Below are 25,218 nucleotides of genomic sequence, written 5' to 3'. Positions count from 1 at the left end.
TGGAGCCCCTTCTCCGTAGAGAGCGACGCGAGTCGCAACGTTCTGCTGGTCTCCGTCGCGACTCGCGTCGCTCCTGCGGGGGCCTCGGAGGGTATCGCGCAGCGGCAATCAAGGGGCGCCGTCAATGCACGGACTCGCTGGTCAGCCCTTGTGGCTCCCTCAGTCCCAGACGATCATCTCCAGCGGCGTCGGGTTGAAGCCGCTGCACGGGTTGTTGAGCTGCGGGCAGTTGGAGAGCAGCACGATGACGTCCATTTCAGCGCGCATTTCCACGTACTTGCCCGGCCCGGAGATCCCGTCCTGGAAACTCAGGCCACCCTCCGGCGTCAGCGGCACGTTCATGAAGAAGTTGATGTTGCTGACGACGTCCCGCTTGGTCAGGTCGTAGCCGCTCTCCTGGATGGCGTGGACGAAGTTGTCGCGGCAGGAGTGCATGGGCTTTTTGTCCAGGGCGTAGCGCATCTGGTTGGCTTCCGCCGAACAGGCGCCACCGAGGGTGTCGTGCCGGCCGCAGGTGTCCGCGGTGATGGTGAGCATCACGTTGCCTTCGTTGGAGAGCAGTTTCGTGCCCGTGGTCAGGTAGACGTTGCCCTGCTCGCGCACCGTGTCCACGGCGCTGTACTTCTCGCCTTGCGGGTCGGCCAGGCTGTAGAACAGGGTGTCTGCGGCCTGGTTCCCTTCCACATCCAGGATGCGCAGGGTCTGGCCCTTCTTCACCTCTCCCATCCAGTGGGCACCGGCGAGGACCTTTTCCCGCATTACCGCGTGTTCCGGCATGCGCTCACTCTCGACCAGGTTCATTCCGTTCATGCTGTTCACCCCTGACAGTTGGCAATCAGTGTGTTGGCGTAGGCGCGGGCGTTCTCGGGACTGTGATGGAGGCAGTAGTCATCGTCCGCCACCGGCGCCGAGCGGTAGATCATGAGATCCACCGGCGAGGGTGCGTAGGTGCTGCCCGGGACCATGGGATGCGGTGCGGTATTCAGCACCACCAGGGTGTCACTCTCGGCGCGCAGATCAACGCTGTCGCCGGCCTGGCTGTTTTCCGGCACGTAATTCATGCCACCGTCATCGCCGACCACGACCTTGCTGAAGAAGTTGATGTTCGGGACCAGGTCGCGCTTCCCAAGGCCCCACTTGCCCAGTTCGATCAGGAACAGCTCACGCCCGTTGCGGTAGAAGTCGTTCCAGTGGTCCTGGAACGTGGCCTCGCCATACTGTTTCAGGATCATGTCCGCATCGGTGATCCCGCCGATGGGGTCATGCCAGCCGACGGTGTCGCCCACGATGGAGAACATGGTCCTGCCCATGTCCGAGAACAGCATGTTGCCCCGCTGCAGTCGGGAGACGTGCTGCCCCTTCAGGGTATCCGCCATGCTGTAGCGCTCCAGCGGGTTGTGCGGGTTGAACAGCAGCACCGCGGCGTTGCCGCCCCCGTCCCGGTCCGTGAGCCGCAGCGTGTAGCCGCGCTTGACCACCATGGACCAATAACGGCCGCCGGGAACGGCGTCCCGCAGCACGACCCGGTTTTCTGCGATGGGTGTTGGATACATCGCGCTTCCTCCTGCAAAGCTTGTTGTCATCAATCCACCGTCGCTTGAGTTCCCACGAGCGCCGGGTCCACAGACTGGGTCAGTTCGGTCCAGGTCTCCTGGTCGGTCTTGCCCAGCGGTATGTCGTAGGTAATCTGGGCGCCGTACGCGTTGGGTGCCTGGGGATCGTGCCGCACCTTGTCGAACACAAGCAGACGCGTACCAAGATCAAAACCTTCCTTGAGATCGTGCGTGATCATGAAAATGGTGATGCCCGTGCGACGCCAGAGATCCAGAATCATGCCGTGCATGTCCTTGCGGATGCCCGGATCCAGCGCGCCGAAGGGTTCGTCCAGCAGCAGCACCCCCGGGTCCTTCATGAGTGCCTGGGCAATCGCCAGGCGCTGCTGCATGCCACCGGAAAGCTCGGTGGGGTATTTGTCACGGGCATCCTCCAGCCCCACGTTCTCCAGCATGGACATGGCCCGTTCCCGCGCCCGGCGCCGTGCTGCCCCCAGCAGCCGTGCGGCGAACGGAGACTGCTGGAACTCGTCACCGAGCATGACGTTTTTCAGTGCCGTGAGATGGGGAAACACGGAATACTTCTGGAAAACGACGCCGCGGTCCGGGCCCGGCTCTGCCGGCATCGGCTCGCCGTCCAGCAAAAGCTGCCCGCGCGTTTGCTGCTCCTCGCCCAGGAGCATGCGCAGAAAGGTCGTCTTGCCGCAGCCGGAAGCGCCCACGATGGTCACGAACTCACCGGAGGCGACCTTGAGATCAATATTCTCGAGCACGACGTCGTCGCCGTACTCTTTCCAGAGCTTCTTCGCCTCGACGGCCGTCATGCGGACCTCCCGGCGCCGTACCAGGGGAAGCACACCTGGTTGATCTTGCGCAGCACCCAGTCGAACAGGAAGGCAAGCAGCGTAATCCAGGCGACATAGGGCAGGATGACCTGCATATCCAGGTAGCGTCGGACCAGGAAGATGCGGTAACCCAGCCCTTCCTGGGCAGCGATGGCTTCCGAGGCAATCAGGAACAGCCACGCGGCACCCAGCGCCAGGCGCGTGGCGTCCAGCAGTCGCGGGACGGTCTGCGGCAGGACCACCCGCAAGAGGAGCTGCCATGTGGATGCGCCCAGTGTCTGCGCCTTTACCAGCTGTTCGTTGGGCAGTTCCTCCACCCGCTGCTGCAGATCCCGGATGATGAACGGCAGGATGCCGAAGATGATCAGCATCACCTTGGACAACTCGCCGACACCGAAAGAGATGAACAGGATTGGCAGAATCGCCAGCGGCGGAATCATCGCGACGGCGGTGATGAACGGCGACATCGTACGGCGCACGTACGGGATCAACCCCGTCACCATGCCCACCACCAGCCCCACGAGCATGCTGATGGACACACCAATCCCCAGACGTGTGAGGCTTGCGCCGGTATCCACCCACAGCAGCAGGTCCCCCGTGCGGCGGCTCGGCTCCGTCGCCAGGCGCTGCACCGACTCCGCCATGGTCATGAGCGACGGCAGGAGCTTGTCGTCCGGGTTTTCCGCCAACCGCGCGTTGGAGGCAACAACGTAGAGCAGCAGCACAATGGCGAACGGCAGTATGGCCAGTCCGACCCTGAGCACGCGATTGGGGTGTTGGTTGATGACTCGTTTCATGGGGGGGCCCCTTCGCCAGCCGGGCAAGGCATTCGGGGGAGCGGCGGCACCGCCCCCCCGGCCGTATCAGAGTTCGCCGTCGGCGGCCATGCGCATGTACTCGGCATTGAAACGCAGCTTCACGTTTCCGGCGTTACCGAGCACGGAACCGTCCGTGAACTCAATCCCCACGAAATCGGGGCTGGGGGCGGTGTCGCCCAGAAGACCGTGTTCGAAGGCGAACTGCCGGACGTTCTCCATGGTCTCTTGGGGCTGGTCGCTGGTCACGAACGCCACGGCGTCAGCGGGATCGTAGAACATGGTGGTGCTGGCGAGCTGCGCTTCGTAGCCTTCGCGATCGGTGCCGGCGGCATCGCCCATGTCGGCGCGCGCTTCCTTGGCGGCCTCATCGTCACCTTCCATGATGCTCATGATCTCGTACCATGCACCCACCAGCGCCTTGCCCAGTTTGGGATTGGCTTCCAGCGTCTCGGTGTTCACAGCGAGAGTGTCGATGATCTCGCCCGGGATATCCGAGGAGTCGAAGACCACGTTGGCGTTATCCATGGCCCGGATTTCCCCAAGCTGCGGATTCCAGGCAGTGACCGCGGTGACGTCGTCGCTGGAGAAGGCGCCGACAATGTCCGCATCGGCGGTGTTCACCACGGAAATATCGCGTTCGGTGAGTCCCACCGACTCCAGGGCGCGTGCCAGCAGATAGTGAGAGACGGACAGCTCGACCAGGTTGACGCGCTGGCCTTCGATGTCCGCGAGATCGTCGGTGCCCTTGAGCACCACACCGTCATTGCCATCGGAGAAATCGCCAATGATCAGCAGCGTGGTATCCACGCCGCCGGCGGCCGGAATGGTCAGGGCGTCCATGTTGGTGATGGTGACGCCATCGAACTCACCGGCGTTATACAGGTTGATCGATTCGATGTAGTCGTTGATCTGGACCACGTCGATCTCGATGTCGTACTTGTCGGCCCATTTGTCGACGATGCCCTCGGCGTCACCGTACGACCAGGGCATCCAGCCCACATAGATGCTCCAGGCAATACGGAAACTGTCCCGCTCCTGGGCGACGGAGACGCCAGGCAGGGTCATGCCCACAAACAGCGCAGTGGCAGTGGCGACCGCGGCAAGGCGGCGAAGTAAGGCAGGTGTGCGACGAATCATGACTCTCTCCCGTCAAGCTACAGGTGGACACAGCACAGGAGCTCGTTGACGACCTCCCGGGCTTTTGTCCCGCCGTGTAACCTCTCAAGGAGAGGTCGGTTGCTCTCGGACCAGCCATCCGCATCTGCGGACCGGAACCCTAGCGACCCATTGAAACCAAATTGTCCGGAACGCGAATCCCTTCCTGGTCACCAGACAGGCGACCCGAGCTCCTTACTGTGCAATCAGATAAAAGCAAGTATGGGGCCAATGTCTCTTTTCTTTTTATTTTCTCAGTCTTACGAAACTCAAGAACGTCAATAGCCGAACCGCTTCGCACCAAAACAATGCGTTTTCGCCGCTTTATGCACCATTTGTGCGCCACGGCTAATGCCGCCCCCCTGAACTCCCTGCTCCGGGCAGGTTCCAAACCTTTCGACCGTCGCCGCGTCGAAGGACATTTCTTCCCCGGCGTAAACGCGATGTCACTGTCACCGGTTGCAGATCAGGAACGAGCCCGATGGGCGGACTTCGGGAGCCTGCAAGAACAACCTGATTGCGGAAGTGTAAGGGAGTTAGTCATCATGGCGTAGCGACGCTGAATGTCGCCCATGCCCCGGAGGTTTCCATGCGTCGCCGCCTCACCCTGCCCTGCAGCACCGCGCTCAGCCTTGCCCTGGCGACCGCGGCCGTCGCGAGCACACCTCCCGAGGACACCTGGGGCAGCAGCCGGGAGGCCGTCCGCGCGCAGGCCATGGAGTCACCCGTCCTGGACGCGCCGGGCATGCTCGTCCATCACACCGACTACCAGAACACGCCGGTGACGGTGAACCGCCGCTTCAACGAAGACGGCCTGTGGCAGGTTCGCTATTTCAATCGCTCGGGGCACGATGAGCCGGCCGCCTTCCTGGAGGATTACCAACGCTGGCAGGCACAGCTCACGGAGCAATACGGTGAGCCGGAAAGAGATGTACGCCAATGGCGGAACGACACGCTCAGGGAACAACACGGCATGGAGGGCATGGGTCTCGCCGGCGGGCAGCTCACGCTATTCACGGCCTGGGACACCGGCGAAGTGCAGATCGTCATGACCCTGCAGCGGGAGCACATGGCAATGGCCCATCAGCTGCTGTTCACTGATCCGGCAGCGGACTCGAAGGCCTCGTCGCCTTGAGGAAGCGCTGAACAATTCGCGCGCGCCTCTGACCGATCAGCGCGGGCTCACGAATCAGGCCAGCCTCTTGTGCGCCGGCACAATGACCGACGTTGGGCTTAGCGACGCTTGGTGCGTGCCAGGCGTTTGGAATTGGACGTAGCCTTGCGATGAACCGGGGCGACTCCTTTGCTCAAAACACCAAGGGCGGCATTTTGCAGTTGAGCGGTCGCGCTCAGAAAGAGTAGGACCAGACGCCGCCATACGGGTCAGGCGATGGGCGACAACCTGCGGTGCGGCGACCGAGAGTTCAGCGGTCTTTGCAGCGATGGGCCAAACCACGGATTCGGGCCAGGCATCGGCTGCAGCGCCCGCAAGACGCTCTTTTCCTGGCAGCTACTCCGCGTAAATCATCTTCCGCGTCATGCCACCGTCCACCACCCAATCCTGGCCGGTGACGAAGCCCGCCTCCGGCCCCAGGAGGAACGCGGCCAGAGCGGCAACATCCGCCGGCGTGCCCACTCGACCGGCCGGGTGCTGGGCGTGGTCCGTGGCTGGCAGCGGGTCGGCAACCTGTTCCTCCGGTGGCCGGACGTCGACCCAGCCGGGACTGATACTGTTCACCCGCACCTCGGGCCCCACGCTCACCGCCAGCGCGTGGGTGAGCGCCACCACGCCGCCCTTGCTAGCCGCGTAAGCCTCCGTGTCCGGCTCCGACTGGTGGGCGCGGCTGGAGGCGATGTTGACGATCGCCCCGCCGCTATCCCGCAGCGCGGGCAGTGCGTGCTTGGCCAGAAGAAAGGCGCCGGTGAGGTTCACCGCCAGCCACCGCTCCCAGTCGGCCCGCTCCAGGTGCTCCACGGGGCCGCTGACCGGGTTGCTGATCCCGGCATTGTTCACCAGGCCGTCCAGCCGCCCCTCCGTTTCCAGCACTGATCGGATGCCGCCCTGAACGGACTTCTCGTCGCTGACGTCCAGAGTCATCGGCCGTGCCGCAGCACCCAGGGCACGAGCCGCGGCCTCGGCGCCCGCGACATCGGCGATCACCACTCGCCCGCCATCGGCCACCAGTCGTCGCGCGATGCCAAAGCCAATACCGCGGGCGGCGCCGGTAACCAGGGTGACTTGCGGTGCTGTCATGGTGTACTCCCATCATTCGAACGCCCACCGGGGGCACGCAGGAGTCCCGGGCAGAATGTGTTGTCAGATCCCATCGCAGTCACCCGTCCAAAGTGCTCAACGACGTGCGCCCCCACGGGGGTTCACTCACCAATATCTTCGTTCCAAATGGCTGGATGCTCCTGAATGAATCGCTCCATCATCTCAATGCAGCGCGGGTCCTGCACCACGTCGATCGACACCCCACGCCCACGCAGAAGCTCCTCCTCTCCACGAAACGTGACGCTCTCACCAATCACGACGCGAGAGATGCCGTACAGGAGGATCGCCCCCGAGCACATAGCACATGGAGACAAGGTCGTGTACAAGGTGCTCCGCGCGTAGACGTCGGCTGGAAGTCGGCCCGCGTTCTCAAGGGCGTCCATCTCTCCGTGGAGGATCGCACTACCCTGTTGCACACGTCGGTTGTGACCACGGCCAATGATCCTGCCGTCGTGAACCAGAATCGAGCCTATGGGAATCCCGCCCTCTCTCAGACCGAGGGCAGCCTCGGCAATGGCCGCATCCAGATACTCGTCCATCGACCTCCTCCCGTTGGTTTGCGGCGACGTGCACGGCGACACGGCAGTGTGGGGCACTGATCAATCATTATCCTGATTAGCAACGAACGTCAGCCAGGTGGGGTACGGGGCGTCTGGCGTTGGTGTATGCTGGGGTTATATACAGTGCTTACCCCGAGGATCGCCCCATGCCCATGAACCGCATCCAGTTCCAGCCAGGCCTGTCGTTGCCCGAGTTCACCAGGCGCTTCGCCCAGGAGGCGCAGTGCGCAGCCGCCCTGGAACAAGCGCGCTGGCCCAACGGCTTTCGCTGCCCACGCTGCCACAGTGCCGCCCACGGCCGCGTGCAGGGGCGCACTCGGACGCTGTTCCAGTGCCGCGGCTGCCGGCGCCAGACCTCGCTGATCGCCGGCACCGTGATGCAGGGCACCAAGCTGCCACTGACGGTGTGGTTTCTCGCCATCTATCTCCTCAGCCAGGCCAAGACCGGGCTCTCGGCACTCGCTCTGTCGCGCCAGCTCGGTGTGAGCTACCCCACTGCCTGGCTGCTGCACCACAAGCTGATGCAGGCGATGACCGAGCGCGAGCAGCGCTACCGCCTCGACGGCCACGTGCAGCTCGACGACGCCTACCTCGGCGGCGAGCGCCGTGGCGGCAAGGCCGGCCGGGGCTCGGAGAACAAGGTTGCCTTCTTCGCGGCAGTCTCGCTCAACGCCGATGGCCATCCGCTGCGTATCCGTCTCACTCCCGTGTCGACGTTCACCACCGAGGCGGTGACGCGCTGGGCCCAGGCGAGTCTGGTGCCCGGCAGCAGCGTGTCCTCCGACGGCCTGGCGTGCTTTCGCGGCGTCACCGCCGCCGGCTGCACGCATCACCCAACCGTGGTCGCCGGGCGCAAGCCCAGAGAGCTGCCCGCGTTCCAGTGGATCAACACCGTGCTCGGTAATCTCAAAACCAGCCTCTCCGGCTGTCACCATGCTCTGGGTTTTCGCAAGTACGCCGACCGCTACCTCGCAGCGTTCGCCTATCGCTTCAACCGCCGCTTCGACCTCGCCGCCTTGCCCAAGCGGCTGCTGGTCGCCGCCGCCAACTGCGCTCCACAACCTCAGCGAATCATCCGTGCTGAGGCTCGTTGCTAATTAGGTTTCGTTTTGATGGGCGGCAGGAGTCGAGCTTAAGCGGTTGATTTGTAAAAGACTGTCGGCCGTTCGCGGCGGACGGAACGTGGGGTTTCGGGAGTCAGGCCCCAGAAACGCGCTATGTGGCGGGTCGAAGATATGCCGACTTCCAGCATGTACTTCCCTTCTTCGCCGAGACCGTCGTCTCCTCGTGAGCTGATCGGTGTGCCGTGGCCCATTCTGCGGATGATGTATTCCTCGATCACCACCCGCTTGCCCGCGTTGCACCAGACCCGCCGGGGAAACCCGTCGACCTGCTCCACCCGGGTGGGCGGCCCCTTGACCTTGTGGATCCTCTGCCATTGCCAAATGATGGATTCCGCGTTGGAGCGGTGGATGATCGTGTCCCGGCCACCATGCCAGACCGAGATCGTCGGCCAGCCACCGGCGCCCATCGAGGCCCCGCGTACAAGTGCGCCGAGCCTGCGGTCCGAAGGGCCGCCATATCCCTTCATGCGGAAGATCGCCTGCATCAGCGTGTCTGCGGTGCGGTAGGGCAGTCCGCCGATAATCGCGCCTCCCGCGAAGACTTCCGGATAGGTCGCCAGCATCACGGATGTCATGGCGCCGCCCGCGGACAGCCCCGTTATGAACACGCGCGTCGGGTCGATGGCATAATCGTCGACGACCTGCCTGATCATCTGGCGGATCGAGAGCGGCTCTCCAAGACCACGGTGGCTGTCGCCCGGCTCGAACCAGTTGAAGCCACCAAGGAGGTTGTTGATCCGCCGCTGCTCGGGAAACAGGAGCGCGACCCCACATTCCTCGGCGAGCGTCGACCAGCCCGAGCCATTGTTATAGCTCTCTGCTGACTGGCCACAACCATGCAGGACGACGACGAGCGGACCGTTATCCGGGAACCCCTCCGGGATGTATGTATTCGCGCGCAGCGACCCCGGGTCGGATCCGAATCCTGTCAGGGCGTCCAGCATTGCAATCTCCTTCTGACATCCCTCCTTCAGCAATGGTTGTCCGGAGGAACAGTTGGCTCTGATCGCGGCTGCTGCATTCTGCAGGGGCGATCAGACGACTGTTTCGCCCCCAACCATGAGGGATGCAGAAAGTTGCGTCCGTGCGTTGTCACACTGAGCGAAAATGGGACCATGATCGCGCCCAACTGGCCCAGGATCTGTCAAACATCCCACCGTAGCGTTGTTCGGGGCGGTCCAAGCCACCATCAAGAGGGCAGGGTCCGCAATTAGATCAGCGCCGCTGTGCCGCCGCGCTCTCCCTCGACGGAAGCTTCTTCTCCATGAACACGCTGAGGGGATCAGGACCGTAGGCACCGAACCGACTACGTTCCACGTAACCGAGTTGCCGATACAGCGAGAGCGCCTCGGGCTGGCTGACACCCACTTCAAGCCTGGCCACTCCCACCCCGGCCTCGACAAGTCGCTGCTCAAGCCGCGCCATGAGTGCAGCCGAGATGCCGCGCCGACGGTACGGCGCCCCCACGAACAGCCGCTTGACCTCGCCGTAGCGCCCCTCCCCGTCATCGATCACCTTTACCGCCCCACACGCTGCGAGCTCACCATCAACAAAGCATCCGAACAGAGCCACGTTCGGCCGACAAAGGTCATCCACGCTCTCAAGATGATTGCTCTCCGCCGGATAGAGCGCCGCCATGTACTGATCGGACTCTTCCAGCAAGGCCCCGACTGACGACAATCCCGGATCAATGCGCTCGATTCTCACCGGCTGCTCTCTCCGTGGCTGACTCTGGGCTAAAACTGTACCCGGCTGCGTAGCTCGTCAACCGGCCAGAGTCATTGTCGTCGGATACTCTACCCAGTCGGACGACCTGATGCGTCGCCGCTAAGCTGCGAATGCGACCCGACCAATAAACTCTTCGTAGAGAAAAAAGGTTCATCGGACTTTACCGGGAAAGGCGGCGCGGGGAGATTCTGTCGAGTCATTTCAGGACGGCTTTGGCCCCCACGCCAAGGAGATCATGGCTGACATCCCGAACTACACCGACTTGACGCCTGCCATCCAGATCAGCGAGGTCGTGGTCGGGCAGCCGTAGTGCGGCGACTGTGGTGCCAGGCGGAGGCTGCTTTTCAGGCGCTCAACGCCAGCGGCAGGGGCGCGACGTCAGGAGCGTCCCTTGACCGCATCTGTTAGACAGCCTATTACCCGGCACGGATTTCAGGCTCACACCCCCAAGTTCCGCAGTTCAGAGCCGATTTCCGGGGTTCGGAGCCGAGTCGGGTGTTTGCGGAACAATGACTTACCGGCTGAGAAGGCGTGATTTTGGCAGACCCCTGTAGTGTCACGCCGAGGCCCGCAACGGTCTACCCATAGATCTTTGGTGGTGCTAATGTCGTTCCATGTACACGCGCATCACCCGCTCCGGCGATCGCCACTATTTGCAACTCGTCGAGTCCTATCGCACCGACGCCGGCGCGGTGCGCCAGCGGGTGGTGGCCAATTTCGGGCGCCTGGACAAACTCGAGCCCAAGCATCTCGATCCACTGATCGGCGGTCTCAACCGGGCGCTGGGCCGTGCACCCACAATCGCACAAACCGTGGAGTACGACAGCGCCAAGGCCTTCGGCGATGTCTACGCCCTACATGAACTCTGGCAGGATCTCGGTTTGGGCCAGGCGATTCGCCGGGCACTTCGTTCCTCGCGGCGGCATTTCGACGCCGAGGCACTGGTGCGCGCCATGGTCTTCAACCGGCTCTGCGCACCGGACTCCAAGCTCGGGTGCCTGGAATGGCTGGAGACGGTGGCCATGCCAGGCATGCCGGAGGCGGTGACCCACGATCAGCTCCTGCGCGCCATGGATGCGCTCATGGATCGCGCTGAGGCCGTGGAGGGCTGTGTGGCGAAGCAGTTGCGCCCCATGCTCGACCAGCAGGTCTCGGTGATGTTCTACGATCTGACCACGGTGCGCATTCACGGCCATGGCGATGTTCCTGGCGATGTGCGCGCCTACGGCATGAGCAAGGACACCGGCGGTATTGCTCGCCAGTTCGTGCTCGGTGTCGTCCAGAGTGCGGACGGGTTGCCGCTGATGCACACCGTCCATGCCGGCAACGTCGCCGAGACGCGCACGCTGGAGCGGATGCTCCGCGAGGTGCTGGCGCGTTTCCCGATCGAGCGAGTGATCCTGGTCGCCGACCGGGGGTTGCTGAGTCTGGATAACGTGGCCGATCTCACCGAACTGGCTGCCACGAGTGCGCGCAAGCTGCAGTTCATCCTGGCGGCGCCGGCGCGACGCTACGCGGAACTCGGCGGCACCCTCGAGGGGATGGACTTCACCGACGGGCTGGCCGAGGGGCGTTTCGCAGGCCACCGCCTGGTGGTCGCGCACGACCCGGATCGGGCCGCCGAGCAGGCGGCGCGCCGGCGGGCGCGCATTACTGAGCTCGAGGAGTTCACTGAGAAGCTCGTCGGTAAACTCGACGCCCAGGACGAGGGAGTCAGCGAGCGCGGTCGTCGTGCCACCGACCGCGGTGCCTACAGCCGCTTCCAGCGCGCCGTAGCCGATGCGGAGCTCACCCGCTTCATCAAGGCGGACTACCATGCCGAGCGGTTCAGCTACAGCATCGACGAGGAGGCACTCGAGCGGGCGGAGGTCTTCGACGGCAAACTGGTGCTACTGACCAATGTCCCTGACTTCAGCGCCGAGGAGATCGTCACGCGCTACAAGAGTCTCGCCGATATCGAGCGCGGCTTCCGGGTGCTCAAGAGCGATCTGGAGATCGCCCCGGTCTACCACCGGCTCCCTGATCGCATCCGGGCCCATGCGCTGATCTGCTTCCTGGCGCTGGTGCTCTACCGGGTCATGCGTATGCGCCTCAAGGCCAATGGGAGCAGCACCAGTCCCAAGACGGCACTGGAACTCCTCGCCCGCATCCAGAAACACCGCGCCACCATCGGCGAGCACGTCTACACCGGCACCAGCAAGACCACCAAGGAGCAGCTTGACCTGTTCGGCGCCCTGGAGCTGCCGAAGCCCTGACAATGCGCTTGTAGTGTCATTTTCGCTTCACCCAGGTTCAGCGAATCAACGGGTTACGTCATTAGCTGCGGAACTTGGGCACACCGGACCTCAAAATTTACGGAATTTGCAATAAAGCAGAACGAATGCGCTTTATCGTGTAGAGATTTCGCCAGCTCGCTGTCGTCAGTTGCCCCTATTCGGATACTTGGCTTCAACGTTACATTCTCAAAATAGCCACTGCCGCTTTTCGTTTCAATCATTCTACCCGTAGCATTGTCTACATACTCCGTTACAGCAATTCCGGCGTTGGCGCACAGATGCAGATACCAAAGCATGTGGCATGCCGAAAGCGCACTTAGCAACAGCTCTTCCGGGTTGTAACGAGACGAGTCGCCTAGAAATGCTGGGTCTGCCGAACCGAATATTGTCGGTTTACTGCCGCACGTTATTTCGTGGTCACGCGAGAATGCGCGATGATTCCTGGTACCTTCGCCTGCATTACCTGTCCAGACAACAGTAGCGGAATAATCGTGCTCTCCTTTTTTCGACATTAATGCCCCGTCTTAATACTACTTTGTTAGATATTGCAAGTTACTGCTTTGCGGTGCATGCTGCGCCTCGTACCCTGCAACCCAACAGGGGGTGCGATGGCGATTCCACAGGCCGGCATGCAACCGCTCACAGACCTCGAGGCGTTCTTGGAGCCGTTCGGTGCGCTGCTGCGGCGTGCCGAGAGTCGGCATGCGCTGGAGCGCTACACAACCGGGCTTCTGGCGAACATCCCGCACAAGACCGCCATGGCCATGGGCGAGGCGTTGCCGGGGACCAACGGCCAGCGGCTCCAGGAGCTGCTCACGCGCACGCAGTGGGATGTCGCGGCCATGGACCGGATACGGATCGCGCATATGAGCGTTCATGCCCGCACAGGGGCCGGGGCGTTGATCTTTGATGACACGGGCCTGCCGAAGAAAGGCGACGCCTCGGTGGGCGTGGATCGGCAGTACTCGGGCACGCTCGGGCGCGTGGACAACTGCCAGGTGCTGGTGAGCAGCCACTACGTCGACCGCGCCTTCGACTGGCCGGTCAACGCCCGGCTGTATCTGCCCCGGCGCTGGTGCGACGACCCGCAGCGGCTCGCGAAGGCGCAGGTGCCGTCCGGGACGGGTTTTCAGACCAAGGGCGAGATCGCGCTGGATCTGTTCGACCAGGCCCGCGAGGCGGGCCTGGCGGTCGGCGCGGTGGTGGCTGATGCGGGCTACGGCGATCAGGGGGCGTTTCTCGACGGGCTTGAGCAGCGTGACCAGCCGTATGCGGTGGCTGTGGCGCGGCGAGTGCACTTCCGGGATGCCGTGCAGGTTGCCGCCGACCCCGGCGACCCACCGCCTCCGCCCCGGCAAGGCCGGGGGCGGCCCCGCAAGGCAAGCCGGCTCGAAGAGCGTGTCGAGAAGCAAAGCGCCGAGGCGCTGGTGGCCGCCCAGCCGGAGCGCGCCTGGCGCCGGGTGGCCTGGCGTCAGGGCCATAAAGGGGCGCTGACCCGGGAGTTCGTGTCCATCCCCGTCCATCGCAGCGGATGGCGTGGCAAGCATCTGCCCAGTCGCGGCGTGCTCATCGGCGAGCGCCCCTGCCCAGGGCATCGGGGCGATGTGAAGTACTACTTCGCCTGGGGTCTCGACGCCATGCGTCTGCCCGAGCTGGTGGCACTCATTCACGTGCGCTGGGCGATCGAGCGCTTCTACCAGGACGCCAAGGGCGAGCTTGGGCTCGACGACTACGAGGGCCGCCGCTGGCCGGGACTGCACCGGCACGTGGCGCTGGTCATGCTCGCGCACAGCTACCTCGCCCTGCAGCGCGCTTATGGGCCTTTCCATGACGCACCACCCGATGAGGCTGCCTCGCCGCAGGCAGCCCCCGGCCCCGGGGGTTTCCCCCCCACGGACACGCACGAGCATCACCGCCCTGCGGCGCCGTGTGCTGGAGGCCTTGTTTGAGCAAGTCGTCATCGAGGCGTCTCGGGCTCGTGATGGTCCATAAATAACAAAGTAGTACTAAAAGTAGACACCAATAATGGTGTGTTAAAACACGCCGCTTCTGGTGTGTAACGCTCGGTCTCTTGCCTTCGGACCGCGTCACAGGTAGCTTCTTCTGGGTTTACACGCCGACAACCGCAGGGAGCATAGACGCCATGGATCAGGCGCCGAAGCTCTTGGACCAGGTCCGGGAGCGCATTCGATTCAAGCACTACAGCATCCGCACGGAGCGGGCCTACGTTCAGTGGATTCGCCGCTTTATTCTCTTCCATGGCAAGCGCCACCCAACCACAATGGGGGCGCCGGAGGTGCAGGCCTTTCTGACGCATCTGGCAACGAACGGCGACGTTGCCGCCTCGACCCAGAACCAGGCATTCAGCGCTCTGCTTTTCCTCTACCGGAATGTGCTCGGCCAGCAGCTTGAGGCCGTTGCCAGCGTGGAGCGAGCGAAAAAGCCGGAGCGGCTGCCCACTGTTCACACGCGGAGCCCGCTCGACATGGCGTGACGGTGGAGGCTTCCGGCTGGTGTGTTGGCCTGGGTCCATGGCGCGGTTCTCGTGTGTAGCCCTATTGCGGCGGTAGCGAAATTCCGGCCCTGTGCCAAACAATCGGTCTGTTGGTGTCACGTTCGGCCTCTCTAAAAACGAAACCCCGGCACCTTGCGATGACCGGGGTTCGTCATTCCTGCCACAGTGCGGCCTACCTTAGCCGCACTTGCTATCGCCGCAGTTCAGGCACGTCATGCAGCCGTCCATCTGCACCATGGCCTTGACGTTGCACTTGCCGCAGAGGGCGGAGTTGGCGGGGAAGTCGCCTTCCTCCGGGGCCTCCGCGGCGGCGGCGTCCAGGGCCGGGTTATGGCCGGCGAACTCGGCCTTCTTCTTGTCGATGAAGGCCTTCTGGTGCTCGTCCATTTCCTCGGGCTCGATCATGCCGATCTTCTTCAGGTGCGTCTCGATGACGTCTCCCAGCTCGGCCACCAGGGAGGGCATGAAGCGCCCGCCCTTCTTGAAGTAGCCGCCGCGCGGGTCGAACACGGAGCGCAGCTCTTCCACCAGGAAGGTGCAGTCGCCGCCCTTGCGGAACACCGAGGAGATGATCCGCGTGAGCGCCACGATCCACTGGAAGTGGTCCATGTTCTTGGAGTTGATGAAGATCTCGAACGGCCGCCGGATCTCGTGATCCGTGCCGGGGTTGAGCACGATGTCGTTGATGGTGACGTACAGCGCGTGCTCGGACAGCGGCGTCTTGATCTTGTAGGTGCTGCCCTCGAGCTCGTTGGGCCGTTGCACCGACTCGTGCATGTGCTCGATGTCTTCAGCGTTGGCGGCCTGGCCCGGAGCGGGGGCGTTGTTCTTCGCCTGCTCGTCCTCGGGCTTGGCCACTTCGTAGCCCACGATGGGCTTGTCGATCTTGATAGCCATGGTACTCATCCTCCGTGGGCTCAGAACTTGCCGTAGTAGCCTTCTTTCAGGGCGTCGTAGAGGTTGGCGGCGGTGTGCATCTCGCCGTCGTACTCGATTTCGTCACCGCCCTGCGCTTCGACGGTGGTGCCGTCGGCCAGTTCGAAGCGGTAGGTGGTGTTGGCAAGGTCTTCTTCCTTCACCAGCACGCCCTGGAACGCTTCCGGGTTGAAGCGGAAAGTGGTGCAGCCCTTGAGCCCCTGTTCGTAGGCGTAGAGGTAGATGTCCTTGAAGTCCTCGTAGGGGTAGTCCGTGGGCACGTTGGCCGTCTTGGAGATGGAGGAGTCCACCCACTTCTGGGCCGCGCCCTGGATGTCCACGTGCTGCTTGGGCGTGACATCATCGGCGGTGATGAAGTAATCCGGCAGGCCGGCGCTGTCGGCATCCGCCGCCTGGGGCAGGCCCTCGGCGTCGATGAAGGAGCGGTAGGCCAGCAGCTCGAAGCTGAACACGTCCACCTTCTCTTTCGACTTGCGCCCTTCGCGGATCACGTTGCGGTAGTAGTGGTGCGCAAAGCTGGGCTCGATGCCGTTGCTCGCGTTGTTGGCCAGGGACAGGGAGATGGTGCCGGTGGGCGCGATGGAGCTGTGGTGGGTGAAACGCGCGCCCTTCTCGACGATGGCGTCCACGGTCTCCGGATCGGCGTCGGCGACCTTCTCCATGTACTGGCTGTAGCGGGCCATGAGCACGCGGCCCTTGACCTGGTCGCCCACCTTGTAGCCGTCCTCGGCCATGCGCGGACGCTTGGCCAGCATCTCGGCGGTGACGGTGAAGTCCTCGTCCATGATCGGCGCCGGGCCCTTCTCGTCGGCCAGATCCACGGCGGTGCGCCAGCCCTGCAGGGCCATCTGCTTGGACGCTTCCTCTGTGAAGGCCACGGAGTCGGCATCGCCGTACTTCATGCGCAGCATGGTCACCGTGGAGCCCAGGCCCAGGAAGCCCATGCCGTGACGGCGCTTGCGCATGATCTCCTTCTGCTGCTCGGGCAGGGGCAGGCCGTTGACCTCCACCACGTTGTCCAGCATGCGGGTGAAGATGGCCACCACGTCGCGGTAGGTATCCCAGTCGAAGTGGGCGTTCTCGGTGAACGGCTCACGCACGAACTTGGTGAGGTTCACGGAGCCAAGGAGGCATGCGCCGTAGGGCGGCAAGGGCTGTTCGCCGCAGGGGTTAGTCGCCCGGATGTCTTCGTCGAACCAGTTGTTGTTCATCTCGTTGACGCGGTCAATGAGGATGAAGCCCGGTTCGGCGAAGTCGTAGGTGGAGGTCATGATCATGTCCCAAAGGCGCTTCGCTTTCACGGTGCGCTCGATGCGGCAGGCGACCAGGCCGTCATCGTTGACCACGTAACCTTCCTTGCGCGGCCAGTAGCGCCAGCGGATGACGCTGGGGTCGTTGACGTCGATGCCGTCCACTTCCACTTCGCGCGGGCTCACCGGGAAGGCCAGCGGCCAGTCGGCGTCGTTGCGTACGGCCTCGATGAACTCGTCGGTGATCAGCAGCGACAGGTTGAACTGGCGCAGCCGGCCGTCTTCGCGCTTGGCGCGGATGAAGTCGAGCACGTCCGGGTGGCCCACGTCGAAGGTGGCCATCTGCGCGCCGCGGCGGCCGCCGGCGCTGGAGACGGTGAAGCACATGCGGTCGTAGATATCCATGAACGACAGGGCGCCGCTGGTGTAGGCGCCGGCGCCGGAGACGTAGGCGCCCTTGTGCCGCAAAGTGGAGAATTCGTAGCCGATGCCGCAGTTGTGGATGACCATCAGGCCTGCTTCACCGGCCACGTAGTTGTGGTGCTCCTCGACGGTGAAGTCATAGAACGTCTCGCCGACATCCAGCTCCCGATTGATCTCGTCCACAGGACGAAGCGTACGGGCCAGATCAATCCATTCGGCCAGATGCGGGAAGCGCTCTCGCCAGCGTTCCAGCCAGATCCTGCTAACCACGGAACGGCGATGGTAGCCGTGATAGAAACCGAGGTTTTGGCGCTCCTTATGCCCAATGTTCCCGGCTTCCCGCTCCAGACCACAACGCAGCCCATAGGGCATCACGTAGCGGTCGTACTGCCCGGACTGGGAGCCGTGCTCGGCAATGCGCCTGCGCTTGCCGGTATCGGCCATGAAAGCGACAACCTGCCCCAGGAAATCCGAATCGGAGATCTTGAGCATCGCGCCCCCGGAATCGCGGACCGGGTTGCCTCGGTAGGTATGCTCACGAGGCTTACGCAGCGTGATTCCGCCATGGACGCCAAACAGCCCAAGAAGCTGCTGAAGCTGCTCGGCGAACGCTACGTTCTGGGTGGCAATGGTGACACTGCCCCGCTCTTTCGACACCGTGCCATCGGTATCGATCAGACCCGCGAGAAACGGCAGGAAGTGCGTTTGCGGATTCTCGGCAACCCAGGACGGCACACGGAGTGCGCCGGTCTTGCTGCCGATCTGGTGGTCGATGAATTCTGCGGCACCACTCGCTTCGAAACTGGCGACGGTGTAGTCCCACACCGGTGTGCCATTCTCCGTGGCAGTTGGTACGACCTGAGCACGGGACCCGCAGAATGCGCGGAAAAATTCCGCATAGCGTTCCACCACTTCCTTTTCGGCTGCGCGGATCTTGAAGATGAATCGCTTGCCTGCGGCCTGCGCCTTTTCCTTCCAGACGGTGCGTGTCGACTTGTATTCGTACCTCTTTTCGTAGGCACTACCGTCGCCCAGATGCGCTCCCGCAAACCAAGCCTGCATGGCCGTCGCGGAGTCCGCCGTCCACGCCATGGTGTAATGGACCAGCGCATCGTCCGGCCTGACCTCGTCCGCGCGGACGTACACCGCACGATCATCCCGGTAAACCAGGACCGGGTGCTTGATGGACGTCTTCAGGGAAGCCCCGTTGGAGCGAATCTCGATGTTCTCGGAGCGAGGCACATGGGTGACCATGTGCTCCTCAATGGCGCGCATCTCGAAACGCCCGGTGTCACGGTCGTAACACAGCATCTGCTGATGCTTCTCATCCACGGCGCGCTTCGCGGTCACCGCTCCCTTTTCGGTCACGACTGTCGTGTCGGGAGCAACGCAGCCGGCCTTCAGCGTCAGGCCCGCCTCATGCACCTTCTGCAGGATGTCGTCCATGGAGTCGCCGACGGTGCCGGAGACGGTGCAGTTGATGGTGCTGGTGGCCGGCTTGTGCTCCTGGGCGCCGGCGTTGGAGGTGATGCGGCCGGCGGGGATCGCGCCCTGGCGCAGCGCCCAGACGAACTTCTCGTACCACTCGTGGCGCTTGGCCTCGGTCTCTTCCACCTGGGCCAGGGACCAGGCCACGCGCTTGTAGGTGTCGTCGACGGTTTCGTCGATGACACGGCCGTCCTTCGCCTTCAGGCGGTACTTCTTGTCCCAGATGTCCCAGGATGCGCTCTGGATGGCGATCTCTGTGACGTCCTTCGGCAGATCCCGTGCCTCGGCTGCATCGGTCATTCGTGGGCTCCCCTGTTGGTCTTTTTGAGATCAGGAACTTGGCCTATCTATCCACAGGCTGTTCCACAACATGTCTACAGGTTTTTCCAGAAAACCCCAATATCTTGGGGTGGAATGTCGCTCATGGTAGAACATACGGTGGTCAAGTCAACGGTTGACTTGCCCGAATGCACAACTCGATCACTATATATATGAACAGTATAACGGCTACCAGAGATCCACGGGAACGGTGCCCGAGCGGCCATAGAGCTGCTCCGGGTCGTAGCCGAGGAAACGCAGGATTTCGTTCTCCCGCTGCAGGGCATCGCGGTAGCCGAGATCGATGAGGGCGCGGGTGAAACCGCGTTCGAACAGGAGATAGCTGGCAATGGTGGAGCCGGCGCCGGTGGTGGCACCGCTGCCACGGAGGAAGAAGCGCAGGCTGCGGGGCAGTTCGTGGGCGTGGGCGGCGGCGATGTCGTCCAGCTCCTCGCTGGGCGAGATGTGCAGGGCCTGAATATGGCGCAGGTCCGGGCCTTCCCGGCGGCGGGCCTTCTCCGGGATGTACTCCAGCGTTCGGTTGACGCGCTCCAGGCGCTCCAGGTCGCCTTCGAGCATGTCGATGAAGGCGGAGTCCAGCACATGGCCGAGGATCTCGGCGACGCTGGGGTAGCGCTGCGGTACCTGCTCGTCCCCCGCCACACCCACCCGGCCGCTGACGCCGATGACCAGCACCCGGTCGGCGCCCATGTGCAGGGCCGGGCTGATGGGGGCGAGCTGGCGCACGGAGCCGTCACCGTAGAAGTTGTCGCCGATGCGCACTGCCGGGAACACCACCGGAATGGCGCTGGAAGCCAGCAGGTGCTGCAGCCCGAGCTGGGTGCGTACCCCCACCCGCCGGGCCCGACCCCATTCGGGGATGCTCTGGTGGCCCTGGAAGAAGGAGACGGACTCGCCGCCGGTGTAGCGCGAGGCGGTGATGCTGAGCCCGCGCAGATCACCGCTGGCGATGGCCTGCTCCAGCCGCTGAAAGCGCAGCACCTGGCCCAGGAGCTCCCGCAGGGGGCGGTTGTCCAGCAGGGACACCGGGTTGTGAGCGCCGACCCCGCCAAGGAACAGGGCGCTCAACCATTTCAGGGCCCGCCGGGACACGCCCCAGGCATCCGTGCGGTAGACCTGTTCGGCGCGGAACCCCGACCACACCGCTTCCAGGCCGCGGACCCCCTGGCCGAAGTGGGTGGCGTGGGTGGCAATGGCGGCGGCGTTGATGGCGCCGGCAGAGGTGCCGCAGATCACCGGGAACGGGTTGGGTGCGCCGTGGGGCAATAGCCGCCGGATGGCTTTGAGCACACCCACCTGATAGGCGGCGCGGGCGCCGCCGCCGGAGAGAATCAACCCTGCACAGGGAGCACTGCCTTCCTGGCTCATGCCGTCAGGTCCGCCGCCTCCACGATGTGCACGCCGGCGGCCTTGAGCGCCTGCTGGCACGCCTGGTCGTTGTCGTGGGTCACCGGCCGGGTGAGGTCCCAGATGAAGCCGGCGTGGAAGCCGGCGTCGACGGCGTCCTGCGCGGTCCACTGCACGCAGACATCCCGGGCCAGGCCGCAGACCAGCACGGTGTGCACGCCACGCTCGCGCAGGTAACCGGCCAGCCCGGTGGGCGGACGCTTGCCGTCCGGACCCCAGTTGTTGCGGAAACCACTGTAGGAGTCCACCTGCGGGTCGCAGCCCTTGCGCAGGATGAGGTCCACGTGGTCCCACGGCAGGCTCGGCGCCAGTTCGGCGCCGGCGGTGCCCTGGACGCAGTGATCGGGCCAGAGCACCTGGTCGTGGCCGTGGAGTTCGATGGTATCGAACGGATCCCGGCCCGCGTGGGAGCTGGCGAAGGAAACGTGCCCGGCCGGGTGCCAGTCCTGGGTGGCGACCAGGACGCCACAGGGCGGGGCCTGCATGAGTTCGCGCACCCCGGGGATGATGGCGTCACCATCGGCGGTGGCGAGCGGGCCGGCGTTCATGAAGTCCGGCTGGATGTCCACCAGCAGCAGTGCCGTGTGGTCGGGGTCGTTGAGCAGCTCGTGCCGTGCCATGCATCGCCCTCCTTCGGAGATGATGCGGTCCGTCGTCGGTGGGGTGTTCCTATGGGTGAGTATCAGGGTGGTGGGAAGAGGTCACAAGGGGGCGGGGCGGTGTGTGGGGACGAAGTGTCAGGGTGATGTCGCGACTGACGTCGCTCCCGCGCGGGACCGGACAGTAGGGTGCATCTTGATGCACCGTGACGGCCGCGGATGGACCACCGCGGCCGGCCTGTCGGGGACGGTGCATCAAGATGCACCCTACGTGTGCCATCGGCAATGTCGGGGACTACGTCTTCATCTCACCGGCTTCACCGCCAGCGGGTTCCAGCTCTGGGTGACGGGCATGACCTCGAGGCTGTTGACGTTGACCCGGGCCGGGAGGCTGGTGACCCACCAGATGATCTCGGCAATGTCCTCGGGGAGCATGGGGTCGTTGCCTTCGTAGAGGCTGTCCGCCTTGTCCTGGTCGCCGCGGAAGCGCACCACGGAGAACTCGGTCTCGCACAGGCCGGGCTCCAAGTTGGTGACGCGCACGCGAGTGCCCTGGAGGTCGGAGCGCATGGCGCGGCTGAACTGCTGCACGAACGCCTTGGTGCCGCAGTAGACATTGCCGCCGGGGTAGGGCCAGTTGCCGGCCACGGAACCAAGGTTCACCACGTGGCCGCGGTTGCGCTCCACCATCCCGGGAAGAATGCAGCGGGTGGCGCAGAGAAGGCCCTTGATGTTGGTGTCCACCATGGTCTCCCACTCGTCCATGCTGCACTCGTGGGCGGGCTCGCGGCCAAGAGCCAGGCCGGCGTTGTTGACCAGCACGTCCACGTCGGCAAACGCCTCGGGCAGACTGGTCATGGCCTGCTCGGTGGCGGCGCGGTCGCTGATGTCGAACTGCAGGGTGTGCACCCGCTCGGGGCCGCCGAGCTGCTCCTGCATGGCCTGCAGCCGGTCCCCGCGGCGGCCTGTGATGATGACCTTCCAGCCCTGCTCGCTGAAGCGCTGCGCGGTGGCGGCGCCGAAACCGGATGTGCCCCCGGTGATGAGAATGGTGCCCGTCATGATGATCCTCCGCATGTGGTCGACCCGGGTCATTCTTGCACAGGAACCGTCCCCCGGCCTTCCCCGTCGCCGGACGTTGATCCACATCAAGCGCCTGCGCGATCCAGACTGGCAGTCTGGGCGGATACAACCGGAGGATGCCCGATGACAGATACCCTGGAGACGCTGCAGACGCTGGTCCGCGCCCTTGAGGACGGCGATCAACGTCACGCCATTCGCGCACTGACGCGGGATGAACTGATCTCCTGGCGGTATCGTGAACTGGGCTTCACCAGCCAGTGCCTGTCCGCCGGGCTGGCGCGGGCGGGCATCACCCGGGGCGAACCGGTGGGCTTGCTGGCCCCCAATTCCGCCGAGTGGATGGTCGCCTGCCTGGCCATTCTCGATGCCGGGGCCGTGGTCACCCCGCTGGACACCCAGATGCCGGCGACGGAACTCACCCACGCCATTCAGGACAGCGGCATTCGCCATGTCTTCACCGCCGGCGAAGCAGCCCGGCGGCTGGAGGAGTTGCAACTGGATGCGCCGCCCAGGGCCATTCACCTGGATGCAGCGCCGGACGCTCCCGAGGGCTGGCGCGCCTGGTGTGCGGACCGCCCGGAACCGGACCGCCTTCCCTCGATCACCGCAGCGGACCAGGCTGCGCTGTTCTATACCTCCGGCACCACGGGCCCGCCCAAGGGCGTCCCGCTCACCCACGGCAACATTGCCGCCAACGCGGGCGGGCTGCTGGGCGTGGAAGTGGGCCGCCCGGATGACCGCATTCTCGTCCCGCTTCCCTTTCACCACGTGTACCCCTTCACCATCGGCATCATCGTGGTTCTGGCCCTGGGCGCCACCACGGTGCTGCCGCATTCGGTGCTGGGCCCCCAGATTGTCCGCGCCATGCGTGAAGGGGACGCCACGGTGCTTCTCGGCGTACCCCGCCTCTACCAGGCGCTGGATGCCGCAATCCACAATCGCGTCGCAGAGAGGGGCAAGATCCCGCGACTGCTTTTCCAGGGCATGCTGCGGGGCTCCCGCCTGGCACGGCGGTATCTGGGCTGGCGCGCGGGACCGTTGCTGTTTCGCGGCCTGCACAAGCGCATGGCGCCGTCCCTGCGCCTGGTGGTAGCCGGCGGAGCCGCTCTGGATGCCGATCTGGCCGAGCGCCTGCAGGCGCTGGGCTGGGAGGTGGGTACCGGTTACGGGCTGACGGAGACCTCGCCCATCCTGACCTACAATCCACCAGAGAAAGTGCGGATCGGCTCCGCCGGCCTGCCCCTGCCCGGAGTCGACCTCCGGGTGGCCACCCCGGACGAACAGGGTCTGGGTGAGGTCCAGGCGCGGGGTCCGAACGTGTTCGCCGGCTACTGGAAGCTCCCGGACAAGACCGCCCGGGCCTTCACCGAAGACGGCTACTACCGCACCGGGGATCTCGGCCGGTTCGATGCCGACGGTTACCTCTATCTGGAGGGGCGGGCCTCGGAGATGATCGTGCTGCCCGGGGGCGAGAACATCGACCCGGAACGGGTGGAACATGCCCTTGTGGCCGTGGACGGCATCCGTGACGCCGGCGTGCTAGAGCACGAAGGGCGCCTGGCCGCCGTGCTGCATCCGGAGCAGAGTGTCATCCGCGGCCTGGATGCAGAACAGGTAGAGGCCCGCATGCAGCAAGCCCTGGGCGAGGCCAACGGCGCCCTGCCCAGCCACCACCAGGTCGGCCACTACCGCGTCAGCCCCGACCCTCTGCCGCGAACCCGCCTGGGCAAGCTGCGGCGGCACAAGCTGCGCGAGCGTTTCACTGAACTTGCCCGGGGTGATCTACAGGCTGCGCTGGCCCCCGGCCCGTTGCCCGAAGAGCAGATGGCCGGCGAAGACCAGCAACTGCTGCAGATCGGCGTGGTCCGGCGCGTGTGGAACAACCTGGCCGAGCACTTCCGGGACCGGCGCCTGACCCCTGACAGCAGCATGCACCTGGACCTCGGTGTCGACTCCCTGGGCTGGGTGGATCTCACCCTGGAACTGCGGGAGCGCTGCGGCGTGCTGCTGGCCGAAGAGGCCCTCGCCCGCATCGAAACGGTCCGCGATCTGCTGCGGGAGGTGGCCGAGGCCGAGGAAGCCGCCGCCACAGGCACCACCCTGGAGGAGCAACTGCGCCAGCCCGAGTTGCTCCTGAACGAGACACAGCTAGCGCTGCTCGAACCGCAACGCCGGCATGAGCGCCTAACCGGACAGGTGCTGCTGACCATGGATCGGGCGCTCATGCGGGCCTGGTTCCGGCTGCGCGTGCACCCGGAGGTTCCGGACCTCCCCGACGGCCCGTTGGTCCTGGTGCCGAACCACCAGAGCGCGCTGGATGCCCTGGCGCTGGCAGCCGCGCTGCCGCAATCCATGGTGCCGCGCTTCTATTGGGGTGGCTGGACCGGCATCATGTTCAGTTCGGCGATCCGGCGCTGGCTGAGCCGCTGCACCAACGTCCTGCCCGTGGACCCCTACGGCGGTCCGGCCACGGCGCTTGGGCTGGCGGCCGCCGCCCTGGGCCGGGGACACAGCCTCACCTGGTTCGCCGAGGGTGGCCGCTCCCCCGACGGGCAGCTGCAACCCTTCCAGCCGGGCATCGGGCTGTTGCTTCGATCCCAGGCGGCCGTTGCCGTACCCGTGCACATCCACGGCACCTACGCCGCCATGCCGCCCAGGCACCGCTGGCCGCGCCGCCATCCCGTCACCGTCACCTTCGGCACCCCGGCCACCGTGGAGGAGTTGGAGCAGGAAGGGACCGGGGACCAGCCCCAGGAGCGGATCGCCCGCGCCTTGCAACAGCGCGTCGCGGCCATGGCAGAGGAATCCGGCAACGCCTCTTGACTGATAACTTGTCGACGGAAT

At 64.5% G+C, this 25,218-nt stretch carries 22 protein-coding genes and 1 riboswitch; of the genes, 7 read left to right on the top strand and 15 right to left on the bottom strand.

The genetic code is table 11. The annotated features are described in order from the left end of the window. Nucleotides 1–159 precede the first annotated feature (159 nt). From KU884_RS02810 to KU884_RS02790, 5 genes are all read right to left on the bottom strand, one after another. On the bottom strand, nt 160–801 hold the full coding sequence (locus KU884_RS02810) for an urea amidolyase associated protein UAAP2 (RefSeq protein WP_217351466.1): 642 nt from the start codon (nt 799–801) through the stop codon (nt 160–162). Between the two features lie 14 nt (nt 802–815). After that, nucleotides 816–1,553: an urea amidolyase associated protein UAAP1 gene (locus KU884_RS02805; protein ID WP_167781195.1), complete on the bottom strand. Its 738-nt coding sequence runs from the start codon at nt 1,551–1,553 to the stop codon at nt 816–818. A gap of 29 nt (nt 1,554–1,582) precedes the next feature. After that, nucleotides 1,583–2,377: an ABC transporter ATP-binding protein gene (locus tag KU884_RS02800; protein WP_167781194.1), complete on the bottom strand. Its 795-nt coding sequence runs from the start codon at nt 2,375–2,377 to the stop codon at nt 1,583–1,585. Continuing rightward, nucleotides 2,374–3,195 (bottom strand): ABC transporter permease, encoded by an 822-nt coding sequence (locus tag KU884_RS02795; protein WP_167781193.1) that lies wholly within the window; start codon nt 3,193–3,195, stop codon nt 2,374–2,376. The genes KU884_RS02800 and KU884_RS02795 overlap by 4 nt, the downstream gene beginning before the upstream one ends. Nucleotides 3,196–3,261: 66 nt before the next feature. Then, complete coding sequence (locus KU884_RS02790; protein WP_167781192.1) at nt 3,262–4,353, bottom strand: putative urea ABC transporter substrate-binding protein; 1,092 nt, start codon at nt 4,351–4,353, stop codon at nt 3,262–3,264. Between the two features lie 51 nt (nt 4,354–4,404). Then, nucleotides 4,405–4,507: riboswitch (guanidine-I (ykkC/yxkD leader) on the bottom strand. Nucleotides 4,508–4,960: 453 nt separating this feature from the next. Here KU884_RS02790 and KU884_RS02785 point away from each other — a divergent pair. Then, entirely contained in the window at nt 4,961–5,506 is a 546-nt protein-coding gene (locus tag KU884_RS02785) for a hypothetical protein (RefSeq protein ID WP_167781191.1), read from the top strand. Between the two features lie 375 nt (nt 5,507–5,881). Here the strand turns inward: KU884_RS02785 and KU884_RS02780 are convergent, their stop codons facing one another. Both KU884_RS02780 and KU884_RS02775 read right to left on the bottom strand, forming a co-directional pair. Continuing rightward, the gene (locus KU884_RS02780; RefSeq protein ID WP_167781190.1) at nt 5,882–6,625 is read right to left on the bottom strand and encodes an SDR family oxidoreductase; all 744 of its coding nucleotides are present in this window, start codon (nt 6,623–6,625) and stop codon (nt 5,882–5,884) included. A gap of 122 nt (nt 6,626–6,747) precedes the next feature. Then, the gene (locus KU884_RS02775) at nt 6,748–7,185 is read right to left on the bottom strand and encodes a nucleoside deaminase (RefSeq protein ID WP_167781189.1); all 438 of its coding nucleotides are present in this window, start codon (nt 7,183–7,185) and stop codon (nt 6,748–6,750) included. Nucleotides 7,186–7,352: 167 nt separating this feature from the next. Between KU884_RS02775 and KU884_RS02770 the strand changes: the two genes are divergently transcribed. Then, nucleotides 7,353–8,303, top strand: coding sequence for an IS1595 family transposase (locus tag KU884_RS02770; protein WP_167781188.1), 951 nt, complete (start codon nt 7,353–7,355; stop codon nt 8,301–8,303). A 35-nt stretch (nt 8,304–8,338) separates the two neighbouring features. Here the strand turns inward: KU884_RS02770 and KU884_RS02765 are convergent, their stop codons facing one another. Both KU884_RS02765 and KU884_RS02760 read right to left on the bottom strand, forming a co-directional pair. Beyond that, nucleotides 8,339–9,274, bottom strand: coding sequence for a PHB depolymerase family esterase (locus KU884_RS02765; protein ID WP_167781187.1), 936 nt, complete (start codon nt 9,272–9,274; stop codon nt 8,339–8,341). Nucleotides 9,275–9,545: 271 nt separating this feature from the next. Next, complete coding sequence (locus tag KU884_RS02760; protein WP_254432153.1) at nt 9,546–10,037, bottom strand: N-acetyltransferase; 492 nt, start codon at nt 10,035–10,037, stop codon at nt 9,546–9,548. A gap of 256 nt (nt 10,038–10,293) precedes the next feature. On the opposite strand from KU884_RS02760, the gene KU884_RS18860 reads away from it, so the two are divergent. After that, complete coding sequence (locus tag KU884_RS18860) at nt 10,294–10,368, top strand: hypothetical protein (RefSeq protein WP_254432237.1); 75 nt, start codon at nt 10,294–10,296, stop codon at nt 10,366–10,368. Nucleotides 10,369–10,672: 304 nt separating this feature from the next. Beyond that, a complete protein-coding gene (locus KU884_RS02750) occupies nt 10,673–12,313 on the top strand; it encodes an IS1634 family transposase (protein WP_167781186.1) in 1,641 nt (546 codons plus the stop codon). Between the two features lie 53 nt (nt 12,314–12,366). On the opposite strand, the gene KU884_RS19210 is transcribed toward KU884_RS02750, so the two are convergent. After that, a complete protein-coding gene (locus KU884_RS19210) occupies nt 12,367–12,630 on the bottom strand; it encodes an OsmC family protein (RefSeq protein ID WP_371807954.1) in 264 nt (87 codons plus the stop codon). Nucleotides 12,631–12,942: 312 nt separating this feature from the next. Between KU884_RS19210 and KU884_RS02740 the strand changes: the two genes are divergently transcribed. Continuing rightward, nucleotides 12,943–14,283 carry an IS701 family transposase gene (locus KU884_RS02740; RefSeq protein WP_167781184.1) on the top strand — a complete coding sequence of 447 codons (1,341 nt, stop codon included), beginning with the start codon at nt 12,943–12,945 and terminating at the stop codon, nt 14,281–14,283. Between the two features lie 194 nt (nt 14,284–14,477). After that, nucleotides 14,478–14,828: a phage integrase N-terminal SAM-like domain-containing protein gene (locus KU884_RS02735; RefSeq protein ID WP_167781183.1), complete on the top strand. Its 351-nt coding sequence runs from the start codon at nt 14,478–14,480 to the stop codon at nt 14,826–14,828. Nucleotides 14,829–15,026: 198 nt separating this feature from the next. Here KU884_RS02735 and KU884_RS02730 read toward each other — a convergent pair whose 3' ends face one another. The 5 genes from KU884_RS02730 to KU884_RS02710 all read right to left on the bottom strand — a co-directional run bounded on the left by KU884_RS02730 (nt 15,027) and on the right by KU884_RS02710 (nt 22,353). Then, a complete protein-coding gene (locus KU884_RS02730; protein WP_167781182.1) occupies nt 15,027–15,746 on the bottom strand; it encodes an NrdJb in 720 nt (239 codons plus the stop codon). Between the two features lie 20 nt (nt 15,747–15,766). After that, nucleotides 15,767–19,246, bottom strand: a complete 3,480-nt coding sequence (locus tag KU884_RS02725) for an adenosylcobalamin-dependent ribonucleoside-diphosphate reductase (RefSeq protein WP_167781181.1) — start codon at nt 19,244–19,246, stop codon at nt 15,767–15,769. 207 nt (nt 19,247–19,453) lie between these two features. Next, nucleotides 19,454–20,653, bottom strand: coding sequence for a patatin-like phospholipase family protein (locus tag KU884_RS02720; RefSeq protein WP_167781180.1), 1,200 nt, complete (start codon nt 20,651–20,653; stop codon nt 19,454–19,456). Continuing rightward, entirely contained in the window at nt 20,650–21,312 is a 663-nt protein-coding gene (locus KU884_RS02715) for a nicotinamidase (RefSeq protein ID WP_167781179.1), read from the bottom strand. The genes KU884_RS02720 and KU884_RS02715 overlap by 4 nt, the downstream gene beginning before the upstream one ends. 282 nt (nt 21,313–21,594) lie before the next feature. Further along, the gene (locus KU884_RS02710; protein WP_167781178.1) at nt 21,595–22,353 is read right to left on the bottom strand and encodes an SDR family oxidoreductase; all 759 of its coding nucleotides are present in this window, start codon (nt 22,351–22,353) and stop codon (nt 21,595–21,597) included. Nucleotides 22,354–22,497: 144 nt separating this feature from the next. Between KU884_RS02710 and KU884_RS02705 the strand changes: the two genes are divergently transcribed. Beyond that, nucleotides 22,498–25,197 carry an AMP-binding protein gene (locus KU884_RS02705; RefSeq protein WP_167781177.1) on the top strand — a complete coding sequence of 900 codons (2,700 nt, stop codon included), beginning with the start codon at nt 22,498–22,500 and terminating at the stop codon, nt 25,195–25,197. Nucleotides 25,198–25,218: the final 21 nt, after the last annotated feature.

Origin of the sequence: Aquisalimonas sp. 2447 (assembly GCF_012044895.1) — a bacterium.
Taxonomy (GTDB): Bacteria; Pseudomonadota; Gammaproteobacteria; order Nitrococcales; family Aquisalimonadaceae; genus Aquisalimonas.
This window is presented reverse-complemented; position numbering and strand designations above follow the sequence as displayed.

Coding starts and splice junctions, on each gene's coding strand:
- KU884_RS02810 (WP_217351466.1), bottom strand. CDS start 801: ATGAACCTGGTCGAGAGTGAGCGCATGCCGGAACACGCGGTAATGCGG.
- KU884_RS02805 (WP_167781195.1), bottom strand. CDS start 1,553: ATGTATCCAACACCCATCGCAGAAAACCGGGTCGTGCTGCGGGACGCC.
- KU884_RS02800 (WP_167781194.1), bottom strand. CDS start 2,377: ATGACGGCCGTCGAGGCGAAGAAGCTCTGGAAAGAGTACGGCGACGAC.
- KU884_RS02795 (WP_167781193.1), bottom strand. CDS start 3,195: ATGAAACGAGTCATCAACCAACACCCCAATCGCGTGCTCAGGGTCGGA.
- KU884_RS02790 (WP_167781192.1), bottom strand. CDS start 4,353: ATGATTCGTCGCACACCTGCCTTACTTCGCCGCCTTGCCGCGGTCGCC.
- KU884_RS02785 (WP_167781191.1), top strand. CDS start 4,961: ATGCGTCGCCGCCTCACCCTGCCCTGCAGCACCGCGCTCAGCCTTGCC.
- KU884_RS02780 (WP_167781190.1), bottom strand. CDS start 6,625: ATGACAGCACCGCAAGTCACCCTGGTTACCGGCGCCGCCCGCGGTATT.
- KU884_RS02775 (WP_167781189.1), bottom strand. CDS start 7,185: ATGGACGAGTATCTGGATGCGGCCATTGCCGAGGCTGCCCTCGGTCTG.
- KU884_RS02770 (WP_167781188.1), top strand. CDS start 7,353: ATGCCCATGAACCGCATCCAGTTCCAGCCAGGCCTGTCGTTGCCCGAG.
- KU884_RS02765 (WP_167781187.1), bottom strand. CDS start 9,274: ATGCTGGACGCCCTGACAGGATTCGGATCCGACCCGGGGTCGCTGCGC.
- KU884_RS02750 (WP_167781186.1), top strand. CDS start 10,673: ATGTACACGCGCATCACCCGCTCCGGCGATCGCCACTATTTGCAACTC.
- KU884_RS19210 (WP_371807954.1), bottom strand. CDS start 12,630: ATGCTTTGGTATCTGCATCTGTGCGCCAACGCCGGAATTGCTGTAACG.
- KU884_RS02740 (WP_167781184.1), top strand. CDS start 12,943: ATGGCGATTCCACAGGCCGGCATGCAACCGCTCACAGACCTCGAGGCG.
- KU884_RS02735 (WP_167781183.1), top strand. CDS start 14,478: ATGGATCAGGCGCCGAAGCTCTTGGACCAGGTCCGGGAGCGCATTCGA.
- KU884_RS02730 (WP_167781182.1), bottom strand. CDS start 15,746: ATGGCTATCAAGATCGACAAGCCCATCGTGGGCTACGAAGTGGCCAAG.
- KU884_RS02725 (WP_167781181.1), bottom strand. CDS start 19,246: ATGACCGATGCAGCCGAGGCACGGGATCTGCCGAAGGACGTCACAGAG.
- KU884_RS02720 (WP_167781180.1), bottom strand. CDS start 20,653: ATGAGCCAGGAAGGCAGTGCTCCCTGTGCAGGGTTGATTCTCTCCGGC.
- KU884_RS02715 (WP_167781179.1), bottom strand. CDS start 21,312: ATGGCACGGCACGAGCTGCTCAACGACCCCGACCACACGGCACTGCTG.
- KU884_RS02710 (WP_167781178.1), bottom strand. CDS start 22,353: ATGACGGGCACCATTCTCATCACCGGGGGCACATCCGGTTTCGGCGCC.
- KU884_RS02705 (WP_167781177.1), top strand. CDS start 22,498: ATGACAGATACCCTGGAGACGCTGCAGACGCTGGTCCGCGCCCTTGAG.